Origin of the sequence: Mycolicibacterium sarraceniae (assembly GCF_010731875.1) — a bacterium.
In the GTDB taxonomy this organism is placed as follows: domain Bacteria; phylum Actinomycetota; class Actinomycetes; order Mycobacteriales; family Mycobacteriaceae; genus Mycobacterium; species Mycobacterium sarraceniae.
Genome location: NZ_AP022595.1, coordinates 2,764,892 through 2,777,630 on the forward strand (window position 1 = coordinate 2,764,892; position 12,739 = coordinate 2,777,630).

Annotated in this window: 7 protein-coding genes and 3 pseudogenes; 4 read left to right on the plus strand and 6 right to left on the minus strand. The window is 67.7% G+C overall.

Translation table 11 applies throughout. The features are described from left to right. Nucleotides 1–5: 5 nt before the first annotated feature. Entirely contained in the window at nucleotides 6–746 is a 741-nt protein-coding gene (locus G6N13_RS13915) for a hypothetical protein (protein ID WP_163697869.1), read from the minus strand. Nucleotides 747–880: 134 nt separating this feature from the next. Between G6N13_RS13915 and G6N13_RS13920 the strand changes: the two genes are divergently transcribed. Together G6N13_RS13920 and G6N13_RS13925 are read left to right on the plus strand one after the other, a co-directional pair. Further along, a complete protein-coding gene (locus G6N13_RS13920) occupies nucleotides 881–2,131 on the plus strand; it encodes a multidrug effflux MFS transporter (RefSeq protein WP_163697870.1) in 1,251 nt (416 codons plus the stop codon). Between the two features lie 235 nt (nucleotides 2,132–2,366). Then, complete coding sequence (locus G6N13_RS13925) at nucleotides 2,367–4,121, plus strand: MFS transporter (protein WP_235678075.1); 1,755 nt, start codon at nucleotides 2,367–2,369, stop codon at nucleotides 4,119–4,121. A 9-nt stretch (nucleotides 4,122–4,130) separates the two neighbouring features. Here the strand turns inward: G6N13_RS13925 and G6N13_RS13930 are convergent, their stop codons facing one another. Both G6N13_RS13930 and G6N13_RS13935 read right to left on the minus strand, forming a co-directional pair. Then, complete coding sequence (locus G6N13_RS13930) at nucleotides 4,131–4,373, minus strand: hypothetical protein (RefSeq protein ID WP_163697873.1); 243 nt, start codon at nucleotides 4,371–4,373, stop codon at nucleotides 4,131–4,133. An 80-nt stretch (nucleotides 4,374–4,453) separates the two neighbouring features. Further along, nucleotides 4,454–4,773, minus strand: a pseudogene (locus G6N13_RS13935) (alcohol dehydrogenase catalytic domain-containing protein); the annotation flags it as partial. A gap of 85 nt (nucleotides 4,774–4,858) precedes the next feature. On the opposite strand from G6N13_RS13935, the gene G6N13_RS13940 reads away from it, so the two are divergent. Both G6N13_RS13940 and G6N13_RS13945 read left to right on the plus strand, forming a co-directional pair. After that, nucleotides 4,859–5,713, plus strand: coding sequence for an SMP-30/gluconolactonase/LRE family protein (locus G6N13_RS13940; RefSeq protein ID WP_163697875.1), 855 nt, complete (start codon nucleotides 4,859–4,861; stop codon nucleotides 5,711–5,713). Then, nucleotides 5,710–6,224 (plus strand): annotated as a pseudogene (locus G6N13_RS13945) (thioesterase family protein); the annotation flags it as partial. The gene G6N13_RS13940 and the pseudogene G6N13_RS13945, both read left to right, overlap by 4 nt. Before the next feature lie 205 nt (nucleotides 6,225–6,429). Here G6N13_RS13945 and G6N13_RS13950 read toward each other — a convergent pair. The 3 genes and pseudogenes from G6N13_RS13950 to G6N13_RS13960 all read right to left on the minus strand — a co-directional run bounded on the left by G6N13_RS13950 (nucleotide 6,430) and on the right by G6N13_RS13960 (nucleotide 12,736). Beyond that, nucleotides 6,430–7,826 (minus strand): annotated as a pseudogene (locus tag G6N13_RS13950) (IS1380 family transposase). A 171-nt stretch (nucleotides 7,827–7,997) separates the two neighbouring features. Continuing rightward, on the minus strand, nucleotides 7,998–9,350 hold the full coding sequence (locus G6N13_RS13955) for an FAD-binding oxidoreductase (RefSeq protein ID WP_163697877.1): 1,353 nt from the start codon (nucleotides 9,348–9,350) through the stop codon (nucleotides 7,998–8,000). Beyond that, on the minus strand, nucleotides 9,347–12,736 hold the full coding sequence (locus tag G6N13_RS13960) for a TM0106 family RecB-like putative nuclease (protein ID WP_163697880.1): 3,390 nt from the start codon (nucleotides 12,734–12,736) through the stop codon (nucleotides 9,347–9,349). The genes G6N13_RS13955 and G6N13_RS13960 overlap by 4 nt, the downstream gene beginning before the upstream one ends. Nucleotides 12,737–12,739 lie beyond the last annotated feature (3 nt).

Below are 12,739 nucleotides of genomic sequence, written 5' to 3' on the forward strand. Positions count from 1 at the left end.
AACGGCTATCGTCCGGGCTCGATGGCCGGTAACAGCTGCAGGCTTACCGGCCATCGGGCCGGCGCGGGCCCAAACGCCGTGCGGGCATTGTTCACTATCTTTTTGCCCATCATTCGGTTGCCGCCGCCGCCGACCGCGGCACCGATGCCGGCGGGCAGTATTTTCCCGAATGCCATCACCGAGCGTTTGAGCGTGTACCGCTTGACGAAGTACCGCATCAGTCGGGTGTTCAGTTGTGACAACGCCGGTAGCGGCAGCATCTCGGCGCCCTCGGCCAGCCACGCTCTGCTGGTGCGGCCCGGGCCGAGGAGATCGGCGATCGCCCCCTTGCTCTCGTCGCCGACGAGCACCGCCAAGACCAGCGCGCGGCGACGCTCTCGCTGATCGAGGGGGATGCCGTGGACTTCGGCGATAGCGAGCACGAAGACCGCGGTGGCCTCCAGGAACACCACTGTCTCGCCGGCCACCGCGGACAGGGCTGCCAGCGTGCCGATACCGGGAACCGCGGCGGCCGATCCGACGGCGGCGCCGCTGGCCATCACCGCGGCCAGATACCGCTTTTCGAGCTTGATGACGATGTCGGCAGGGGTGGCCTCGGGGTTGGAGCGGCGCAGCCGGGCGACATAGGCCTTGACTACCGGCGCTTGTACGCGCGTGCTGCGCTCGATGACCCGGGACAGCGCCCGTGCTGACATGGTCGGGTCGTCCTCGACCCGTGCGGGCACGTTCTCGCGGCGGACCTTCATGGGCGAGCCTTCCTGCTGGTGACTTCAGGCTAACGAACGACGGCCACGCAAAGGTGCCCTGCGGTGATCCCGGTCACGCGGGTCGGATCGCCCCAGGAGGAACAAAGATCGAGTGGCGCGCGCTGTGGGTGGGCATGGCAACATCCCGGACTGTGACTGCCACCCAGAACCCGTCGGCCCAGACCGCGGCGGTGGCACCTCCCAGCCAGGTGCGAACGATCCTGGTGCTGGGTGCGATGGTGGCGTTGGGTCCGCTGACCATCGACATGTACCTACCCGCGCTGCCGCGGATCGCCGACGATCTCGGGGTGTCCTCGTCGGTGGCACAGCTGACGCTGACCGGCACCTTGGCGGGTCTGGCGGTGGGCCAGCTCATCGTCGGCCCGCTGTCGGACTCGCTGGGCCGGCGCCGCCCGTTGATGGCCGGGATCGTTCTGCACATGCTGGCCTCGGTGCTCTGCCTGTTCGCGCCTAATATCGAGGTGCTCAGCGTGGCGCGCGGGCTGCAAGGGATGGGCGCTGCGGCCGCGATGGTGGTGGCCGTCGCCATCGTCGGCGACTTGTTCGACGACTCCGAAGCGGCCACGGCGATGTCGCGGCTGATGCTTGTTCTCGGGGTGGCACCGATCGTCGCCCCGTCTCTCGGGGCGGCGGTGCTACTCAAGGCGTCCTGGCATTGGGTGTTCGCCGTGCTGATCGTGTTGGCCGGTGTGCTGCTGCTGGTCGCGGCGTTGGCGCTGCCGGAGACCCTCCCGCGTGCGCAGCGACTTCCGTTGCGGGTCCGGTCGATCGGGTCGACATACCTGACCCTGTTGTGCGACCTACGCTTCGTCATCCTGGTGCTGGTAGGCGCGCTCGGGATGGCGGGGCTCTTCGCGTATATCGCCGGCGCAGCATTCGTCCTGCAGGGCCGCCACGGTCTCGATCAGCAGACCTTCGCGTTGGTGTTCGGCGCGGGCGCGATCGCCTTCGTCGCCGCCACCCAGTTCAACGTCGTGTTGCTGCGCCGGTTCTCACCCCAGCGGATCCTGGTGGGCGCACTGGCCGCGGCGACCGTTATCGGCGCAGTGTTCATCGCTGTGTCGGTGACCCACACCGGCGGCGTCTACGGCTTCCTGATTCCGGTCTGGGGCGTGCTGGCGATGATGGGGTTCGTCATCCCCAACGCACCCGCGGTCGCGCTCTCGCGCCACCACGAAGCGGCGGGGACCGCCGCCGCCCTGCTGGGTGCGGCGCAGTTCAGCGTGGGTGCGGTGATCGCGCCAGTGGTGGGCTTGATGGGCAACAACGAGATCGCGCTGTCGGTGGTGATGACCGGGGGTGTCGCGATCGCGCTGCTGGCGCTGCTGGCAGTGGGCACCGGCGAGGAAGCCGTCGAGCACTAGCACCTGACGGTCCTGTTCGACGGGCCGATAGGCTCGATCCGGTGGCGTGACGGCATTGAGGCGCGGGAACCCATGACGGTTTGACAGGCGCAGGCCGACACCATTTCAGTAGGCCGAAAAACGAGGTAGCGATATGACCAGGCACATGGCCGGCGGGGCACCGGACGTGGACTTGGACCCCGAGTCGGCGGACCAGCCCGACGCGCCCGCGAATCCGTGGCATGCGCTGTGGGCCATGCTCGTCGGCTTCTTCATGATCCTGGTCGACTCGACGATCGTCGCGGTCGCCAATCCCAGCATCATGGACGGGCTGGAGATCACCGACTACGACACCGTCATCTGGGTGACCAGCGCCTATCTGCTGGCTTACGCGGTACCGCTGCTACTGGCCGGGCGACTCGGCGATCGCTTCGGCCCGAAGAATCTCTACATCATCGGCCTGGCCGTCTTCACCGCGTCATCGTTGTGGTGCGGGCTGGCCGGCTCGATCGACATGCTGATCGCCGCGCGCGTCGCGCAGGGAATCGGCGCGGCCCTGCTGACCCCGCAGACCCTGTCGACGATCACCCGCATCTTTCCGCCCGAGCGCCGGGGTGTGGCGATGAGCATGTGGGGGGCCACCGCCGGAGTGGCCACCCTGGTCGGCCCGCTGGCCGGTGGTGTCCTGGTCGGCCGCCTGGGCTGGGAGTGGATCTTCTTCGTCAATGTGCCGGTCGGGGTCATCGGCCTGGCACTGGCGGTCTGGCTGATCCCCACGCTGCCGACCAGCAAGCACCGGTTTGATGTCCTTGGCGTAGTGCTGTCCGGGCTCGGCATGTTCCTGGTGGTGTTCGGTCTGCAGGAAGGTCAGAGCCATCACTGGCAGGCCTGGATCTGGGCGGTCATCGTCGCGGGGATCGGATTCTTCACCGCATTCGTGTACTGGCAGTCGATCAACCGCAATGAGCCGCTGATCCCGTTGCAAATATTCGCCGACCGCGACTTCACCCTGTCCAACCTCGGTGTGGCCGTGATCGGCTTCGTCGTCACCGCGATGATGCTGCCGATCATGTTCTACGCCCAGGTGGTATGCGGGCTGTCGCCGACGCGCTCGGCGCTGTTGATCGCGCCGATGGCGATTTTCAGCGGCGTGCTGGCTCCGTTCGTGGGCCAGCTGGTGGATCGGGCTCATCCCGGCCCGATCCTCGGGTTCGGCTTCTCGGTGGTGGCGGTCGCACTGACGTGGCTGTCGATCGATATGACGCCGACGACGCCGATCTGGCGGCTGGTGCTGCCGCTGATCGCGATGGGCGTCGGCATGGCGTTCATCTGGGCGCCGCTGGCCACCACCGCGACCCGAAACCTGCCGCCGCACCTGGCGGGTGCGGGTGCCGGGGTTTACAACACGACCCGGCAGGTCGGTTCGGTGCTCGGCAGTGCGGGGATAGCCGCGTTCATGGCCTCCCGGATCAGCGACGAAATGCCCGCCGCACCAGCCGACGCATCGCCCAGCGAGATGGCCGCGCTGAAGCTTCCGAGGTTCTTGCACGAACCGTTCTCGGCTGCGCTGGCGCAGTCGATGCTGCTCCCGGCATTCGTTGCACTGTTCGGCATCATTGCTGCCCTGTTCGTGGTCGGCGGGCTGGGCGCCCGCTCGGCTCGCTCCGCGATGGATGACGACGACATCACCGACGAGATCCCCGCCTACGACGACGGTTATGACGATGACGACTACGTCGAGTACGTGGTGGAGCCGAGCTACCGGCCGGCGTCGGTACCCGAACCTGAGCCCGAGCCGGACCCGTTGGTTGATCCGATTGGATTCGTGCACAACGGTTTCCATCTCGACAGTGACTCGCACTCCTGGCCGCCGGACAGCGTTTCACCCGCACCCGCGCGGCCGTCGCGCCATCGCCTCACCGACCTGGGCGAGCCGCGGACCGCCCGCCCTTACCGCGACGAACGCGATGAGGTCGAGACCTACGGCCGCCACTCGCGGTCGGGTGGCTGATCCGACTATTCATGTCGTTTTGGGATCGGTGGCGGCATAGGCCGTCTGCACTGATTTCATGACGATCAACCAGGCGTTGGCGGGCACGATAGTGGTGTTGGCACCCCTGGTGTGCTCGCCGAGGTGCGCGGACGACAATCCGCCGTCGTGCGCGTCGGCGCAGCTCGTGGTGGGTGCGATGCCCACGGATGCGGGGGCGGGCCATACCTGCGGTTTGTCGGCCAGTGCCTGCTGCAGCTTGCTGGCAGTCATGAGGCCACGATCGAGATCTTGACCCGCCCTGGGGTCGGACGGCAGGCGAACTCGAAGGCGTCCTGCACCTCGGGGACGCCGGAGACCACGAACTCCATCAGCCCGTCGAAGCCCGAGGCCCAGCCGACGACCCGGTCACCGATGCGGTGGCCGGGGTGGGAACTGGCCAGAACGTCGCCGACGATCTCATGGACCGGGAAGCCGGCCATCTCGGCCGCGCGCGCGCCGGTGTCACCGGGAGGCCGGCCCTGTACACCCGTGAAACCGGGGATATCGCTACCGCAGATTCCCGCGGCGAGGAACTTCAACAGCACCTGACCGTCGCGCAGCCGATCGGACGACGGTGCGGGAACTGTGACCCGCTCGAACGTACCCGGCGCGATAGCCGATAACACCACACCGGTTAGGCCTCCGACAACGCGTGGCGCGTTGACAGTGGGACGTACGGAGCGTGACACTTAACCAATGTTTTGTAAAGTTGCGACATGACGGTAATCGGTTCTCCGGCGCGCGCACAGCTGGCTGCGGGCATTTGCTTCGGTGAGGGCCCGCGCTGGTTCGAAGGCCTGCTGTGGCTGTCCGACATGCTCGGCGAGGCGGTGCACACCGTCACGCTGGACGGCTCGGTGACCACGCTGGAGCTGCCTGGCCACGCGCCGGCGGGCCTGGGCTTCCGTCCCGATGGCACGCTGCTGATCGTATCGACCGAGCGCCGGGTGGTACTGCGTTACGACGGCGATGCGGTGACCGAGATCGCTGACCTCTCCGGGATCGCGTCGGCCAATCTCGGTGACATGGTGGTCGACGCTGCCGGCCGGGCCTATATCGGCTCGCAGGCACGCAAGGGCGGCATCATCGCGCGGCTCGACCTCGACGACTCGGTCACGGTGGTGGCTGACGGTCTCGACTTCCCCAACGGCATGGTCATCACGCCGGACGGCGGCACGCTGATCGTCGCCGAATCGATCGGTCGGCGGCTGACCGCCTACGACATCGACGCCGACGGCGGGTTGTCCGGGCGCCGGGTCTTCGCCGATGGGCTCGACGGGCCGCCGGACGGCATCGCTCTCGACGAAGCGGGCGGGGTGTGGACGTCGATGACGCTGGCCCACCAGTTCGAGCGGGTCGTGGCCGGCGGCGAGGTCACCGACCGCATCGACATCGGCGACCGCGCCGCCATCGCGTGCATGCTCGGCGGCCCGGACCGGCACACCCTGTTCCTGGTGACGACACCGGATGCCTATCCGCAGCGACTGATCGGTACCAGCGGGTCGTGGGTCGAGACCGTCAGGGTCGACATCCCCGGCGCGGGCTTCCCGTTCATCGAAAGGCGAGCATGACCGACAGCTACTACGAACTCGTCGCCCCAGATGATCCGCGCGGAGAGAAGTTTCGGGCCACCGACGTGGTTCGCAGCACCTGGACGCCGCAGATCCAGCACGCCGGCCCGGTGTCGGCGTTGTTGGTTCGCGCGCTGGAGCGCTGCTGTCGGCGCCGGTCGAGCCGTTGCGCCCGCGGGCGGACTGAATCAACCGCAACCTGGCCGACAATGTCGATCGCAACTACGTGCACAGCTTGGAGTGGCTGTGGTTGACCGAACCGCTCGCGCCTGGTCCGGGGGAGTCGTGGCTGCGGCCGCTGGCCGATCTGGTGCAGGGTGAGCAGCTGACGCCGCTAGAGCGGCTGACGCCGCTAGAGCGGCTGACGCCGCTAGAGCGGCTGACGCCGCTAGAGCGGCTGACGCCGCTGGAGCGGCTGTTCGCCGTCGCTGACGACGCCAACGGCATCGGCTCCAAGATCGACATCAGAAAGCACACGTTCCTCAACACCGATCTGGCGGTGCACGTCCACGGCCGCCGCGAGATTGAAATGACGCAGACGTCTAGCCTCGATTTTGCATGCCGGTCGATTTCGGTTGCGGGTTGGGCTGGGGTGGCCGGTTTCTTCGGTCTTTTCGACATGGGGCGTGTTTGGTCGTCCCGTGTCGTCGGGTTGGGCGGGCTTTCCAAGGGCCGGTAGGTCTTTCGTAGTCGTTGGGACAGGTCGGTGCGGGGATTCAGGGGAAGGCGTCGCGGAGTCGGTGCCAGGCGGCGGTGATGGCTGCCGCCCAGCGCCAGGTGGCGTCGATGCGCAGCCGGATTTGGCGGGCTTTGGTGATGCGGGCGGCCACGTGCAGGACCCGATAGCGGAAGGTGTCGATCTCGCAGGTGGCCAGATCAGGATGCTCGGTGAAGCCGATCAATGTGGCCCATGCCACGAGGTCGGTGGCGGCGAGGATGATTTCGAGCCAGGCATTGTTGGCGTCGAAACCGTGGCAGGGTAGGTTTCGCAGCCCGGTGGCCTTGGCCTCGCGGATGCGGTCTTCGACGCGGGCGTGTTGGCGGTGACGTAATTCCAGACCGGCGAGTTGCCCGTCGATGACGCCGTTGGGTGTGTCGGTGATGAAGGCGGTGACCCGCATCCCGTCGGCGTCGGTGAAGTTCAGTTGCGCGCCGGGATGGGGACGTTCCTTGCGCAGGATCAGCCGGGTGCCGGCCGGCCAGCCGCTCAGGTCGACCAGGCCGGTGGCCTCGGCGATCCACGCGCCGTCGCGGATCCCGCCGCCGGAGTCGATCGCCGGATACCAGGCGTCGGCGAGGTTGAGGGTGTCGACCGCGTCGCGTACGCGGGCGTCGACGGCGAACCCGAACGAGAACCCCACGCCTTGGCGGCGGCATTCGGTGGCGAACTTGTGCGTCGCGCCGGCCGAATCCGAACGCACCAGGATCTTTTTGGGCGGCGGGGTCGTCGGGGTCGGGTCGGTAGGCGGCCGGCAGCGATTCCAGCGCCCGACCCAACACGGTGATGTGATCGGCGGCGGTGTTGGACCCGGCGTTGCCTGCTCGCAGCAGCCCGGCCAACGCTTCACCGCCGGCGACCTCGGGGCGGTCCAAAAAACGCCAGCAGCGGGTGGTGACCATAGGTCTTCTTCCAGGTCGCGGCCGCGTTCTGCTTGTTGTCGGAATGGTCGATAGTGATGGTGGCGTCCATGTCGATGTGCAGCCACCCGTCGCCGGCGGGCGCGGCCCCGGCGGCCCACGCCGCGGCCCGCGCATCCGATCGCGCCGCACGGATTGCGGGCAGGTGGGCGGCGTCGATCCGCTCGTCGACCAGCCGCCACATTGTGGTGGTCGAGGCGGCCGGACCGAACACGTGCTCACGGTCCCCGCACGACTGTCCGACCCCGTCGATGCAGGTCGCGCCGTCGGCGACCGCCGCGGCGAGATCGGCGAACACCGCGCCCGGCGGGTAGATCCACGGGCCCCGATAGGTGTCGGCCAACGCCGCGGTGACCCCTGCCGACAACCCGGACAGCTCCGCCAGTTCCCGCAGCATGCCCATTCCGGCATGGGACACGACACCATGACCGTCCGCAGAGACTTTCACCCGGGAAACCGCTGCGATACTCTTCACCTGCGAAGTGCCTTCCAGCTCGCATCATGGACTCTCGACAAGTCCCATCATGCCTTGCAGGACAGGCACTTTCGCCTATCAACACACTCCGACCAGCGCGTTTTACGAAAAATTCAGGCTAGTCGCACTTTTCCTGCGTGATTTCAATCTCGTGAAGCCGCCGCCGCGCGCCTAGTCGAACAGCACCGCGGGATTGAGATAGCCCGTCGGGTCGAAGGCGGCTTTGATCGTGCGCATCGCGGCGATATCGGCGTCCGAACGCGCCATGCCCAGGTAGGCCCGCTTGCGGCTGCCCACCCCGTGCTCCGAGCTGACGTTACCGCCATGGGCGGCAATGAGTTTCATCATCGCTGCATACAGGTGGGCCTCCTGCTCGGTGCCACAGCGCAGCACGTTCAGGTGCAGATTGCCCTCCCCGATGTGGCCGAACAGCACCGGGATGGCATCCGCGGCGTGCTCGGCGACCAGTGCGGCCGAATCTGACGCGAACGCCGGGATCACCGACAAAGGCAGGGAGACATCGAATTTCAGTGGCGGACCGAACAGGCCGACCACTTCGGCGGTGGACTCGCGGGCCTGCCAGAGCCGCTGCTGGGCGGCGTTGTCCATGCCGACCGCCGGCTCGCCGCACAGTTCGGCGTCTGCCAGCGTGTCGGCCAGCCGCTCGGTCAGGTCGGTATCCCCGGCCAGCTCGATCAGCAGCAGCCAGTCGCCGGCCGTCGGCACCGGCACGTCGAAGTGCTCCGCCGCCAGCGCCGCCGAGCGCCCGTCGATGAGTTCCAGCGCGGCAATGGATTCGGTGTCGCGCAACGCTCTGCCGGTGGCCACCAACGACGTCAGGTCGGCGAATCCGCAGACTGCCGTCACCCGGTATGCAGGCACCGGGTGTAGGCGAAGGTCCACACCGGTGATGACTCCCAGTGTGCCTTCGGCGCCGACGAACAACGAGGCCAGGTCATAACCGGTGTTATCGGCGCGAACCTGGCTGTGCCGGTGCACCAGCGAGCCGTCGGGCAGCGCGATATCCAGCCCGATCACCTGCTCGCCCATGTTGCCGTAGCGCACCGTTCGTAATCCGCCGGCGTTGGTCGACGCCATCCCGCCGATCGTGGCCGAATCGCGGGCGGCGAGGTCCACCCCGAACAGCAGTCCCTGTGCCGCCGCCGCCCGTTGCAAGGCCGCCGCCGTCACCCCGGCCCCGACCCGGATTCGGCGCTCGACGACATCGACCTCACCAATGGAGGTCAGCCGCTCGGTCGACAGCAGCACATCGTCGTGCTCGGGCACTGTTCCGGCCACCAGCGACGTGCGCCCGCCCTGCACCGTTACTGACACCCCGGCGTCACGGCATTCCCTGAGTACCGCGGCCACCTCGTCAGCCGAGCCGGGACGCACCAGCGCACTGGCCTTTCCGCGGTAGCGCCCGGTGTGGTCGACGCTGCGGCCGTCCAGGACGTCGGCGTCGGTGACGACGTGTGCGGCACCCAGGATGGCCTGGAGTCGTTCGGGCAGCGAGGAACTCATGCCGTGGGTTTACCACACATGGCCAGGAAAGCCCCCAACTCCACCAACCCCGCCGGTGTCGACGGCAGGTAGTCGGTCAACATCGCCGACCGCACGATCACCGCAGCATACTTCGCCCGGCTCACCGCGACATTGAGCCGATTGCGGTTGAGCAGGAAGGAAATTCCGCGCGGCACCTCGGCGATCGAGGAGGCCACCAGCGAGACGAACACCACCGGGGCCTGCCGGCCCTGGAACTTGTCCACCGTGCCGGCCTGCACCTCGGACAGTCCCGCCGCGTCCAGCAGCCGCCGCAACAACACCACCTGGGCGTTGTAGGGCGTCACGATCAACACGTCGGCGGGGCGTAGGTCTCGGGTGCCGTCCTCATCGGTCCAGGCCGATCCGAGCATGCGGGTGATCTGGGCGACGATCGCCTCGGCCTCCTCGCGGCTGTCCGTCGAGTTGCCATCGTGCTCGATGGCCAGCACCCGTACCCCGGGATCGAATCCGGCGAGGTGGCGGGCCGCAGTGCGCTCTTCGACCGAATGCAGCCGATTGTCATACGAGAGTCGGGACACCGGGCCGCACACCGCCGGATGCATGCGGTACGACCGGTCCAGGAAGTAGCCGAGATCCTCAGGCAGCGTGTGATGCCCGTCGACCAGCCAGCCCAGCGCAGAGGCGTCCACCGGCTCGGGATGGGTGCCCTGACTGACCTGGGGGAGCTGCTGCGGGTCGCCCAGCAGTAGCAGGTTGTCGGCGGCCTGCGCGACGGCGATCGTGTTGGCCAGGCAGAACTGGCCGGCCTCCTCGATCACCAATAGGTCCAGGCAGCCCGGGGGCACCCGGTTCTGATTGGCGAAATCCCATGCGGTGCCGCCGATCACGCAGCCGTCGTGGTCGGCGATGAATGCGGAGTAGGTCTTCTCGTCGATAGAGGTCCACGGGCCGGTGCCGCTGGGCTTCTTGGCCACCAGGGACGGATTCACTCCGGCGTCGATGATATCGCGAAATAGGTTCTCCACCACGGCATGTGACTGAGCGACAACGCCGATGCGCCAGTGATGCTCGTTGGCCAGGTTGGCGATGACCCGCGCGGCGGTGTACGTCTTGCCAGTGCCGGGCGGGCCGTGTACTGCCACGTACGACGAGTCCAGCGCCAGCAGTGCGGCGGTGATGTCGGCGACGTTGTCGCCGGTGCGCGGCAGCGGTGCGCCGGTGCGCGGCGGGCGGCGCAGCAGGATGTCGACGACGGCCGACGACGGCAGGTCGGGCAGTCCGGCCGCGATCTGGGCCGCCGCACTGTCGATCGACTCGCGCAACGCCTTGGTCGAAAACGGCGGGCCAGGCGTCAAAGCGAACGGCACCGCGTCAAAGGGCCCACCGTTCTTCGGTTCTCGCTCCATGAGCAGTACTTCGGTGGGTGCCGCCGGGTCATCGCAGCCGAGCACGGTCACCGAGGCGTAGGCCCGCCGCTCGGGGTCGTCGGAGAGGCCCGAGGGTGTCGGCGGGTCGTACAATGCGTACATGTCGCTGCTCAGCTCGCCGGCGGCGATCGTCCCGGTCAGCGTCAGCCGGCGTTGCTGCTTGCGGGCGCGCGGGGGAACGTGCCATTCGGTGTCGACCACTGCCGCATCGGCGAGGAAAACACCAGGGGTGTCCGACCATTCGTCGACCGGGCTGTTGATCCGGTCGAAATGTCCCCACCAGAACGGCTTGTCCTCGCGGCGGTGATACCCGCGGGCCGCGGCGATCATCGCGACCGCGCGTTGCTGCGGACTGCGTGCCGTGACGTCGTCGCCGGCGAAGGAGCCAAGTCTGCGCGCCAGCTCGTCGTCGACATCCAGGTGTGCGCCGTCCTGCACCGGCTGCATCCCCAGCGGTGGCATGCCGGCTTCAAAAGCGCGGTGCAGCAACCAGTCCCGAAGCCGACGGGTGGACCGGCAGTCGTAGTGGTTGTACTCCTCGATCTCCTTGAGCACGGTGGCGGCCTCGTCGTCGTTGCCGTCGGCCAGCAGCTCGCAGTAGCGGGCATACATCGTGATCGAATCGGTGGCGGTGGTGACGTCACCGACCCGATGTTCGGCGTCCATGTACAACGGCTCGAGCGATTTAAGGCTGTAGTTCTCGGTGCCAACCCGAATGCTCTTGCGCACAAAGGGATACAGGTCGACCAGGACACCGTTGCGCAGCAGGTCGTCGACTTCGTCTTCACCCTCGCCGTAACGGCCGGCCAGCCGCAGCAGCGCGGTCTTCTCGTAGGCTGCGTAGTGGTAGATGTGCATTTTCGGGTACCGCTTGCGCCGCTTGCGGACCATCTCCAGAAAGCCCTTGAGCGCCTTGCGTTCTCCGCGGCGGTCGTGGGCCCACAGCGGCCGAAATTCGCCACCGGCACCGAGCACGCCGAACATGTACTCCAAGCCCCAGTCGGTGCCGTCGGCCGTCCACAGCGGGTCGCCTTCGAAATCGAAGAACAGATCGCCCTTATCGTGATCGGGCAACAGCATCAGCGGCTGCGGGTCGACCACCTCGAACGGCGGCTTGCCTTCCACTCGGGGCGAGATCTGCAGCCGCGCCTGACCGCTGAGCGCGGCGACGGCGCGGGCCGGCATATCGGGCACCGGGCCTTGGTGGCCGGCAAGCTCGGCCACCGTGGTGATGCCGGCGTCAATGAGGCGAGCCCGCTGACTGACGCGCATGCCCGCCACGAGCAACAGGTCGTCGTGCTCGCGGACCTGCGCCTCGCACTCCGGGCAGCGCATGCAGGCGCGCACGGATTGGTTCTCCCAGCTGACCGCGACGGCGCCGGCCAGGTGCCGATCCAGCAGATCTTGTAGCGCGGTGCGGCGCGATCGGTACACCGGCAGCAACTCGTCAACCCGGTAACCCCGCGTAATTCCGTTGCCGAGCACCAGTTCCACCTCGTCGTGCACGGGCACGCCCGTGGCAGACAACGTCTCGGCATAGGCGGCCAGCTGCAATAGCGCCTCCACCTTCACCGAACGGGCGAGCTTGGTGTCGCGCAGCCGGTAGCGGTCGGCATCGAGCAGTAGGAAGTCCGCGAATCCGGCAAAGCGGCCGTCGAACATCGCGGCCTGGTAGATGACGGGCGCGCGCTGCTCGACGGCGCGCAGAGTGGCATGCGCGGCCGCGGTCAGCCCGGCCACTGTGTAGGCGGGCCGACCGATGACGGTGATATCGGTCGTCGCGCGCAGCTCGTCGAGGTGACGTTCCTCATGCTGGTCGCCGAGCTCGGCCGTACGGGCCAGCAGCTCGTCGGCGACCGAGACCGAAGGGCCACGGCCTAGCTTGGCATCGAAGGCGCGCAGCAGCGCATACTCGCAGCGTGCGGCGGCGGCGAGATCGGATGCGCTGTAGATGACGCGGTCGTCGGCGACGAACACAGC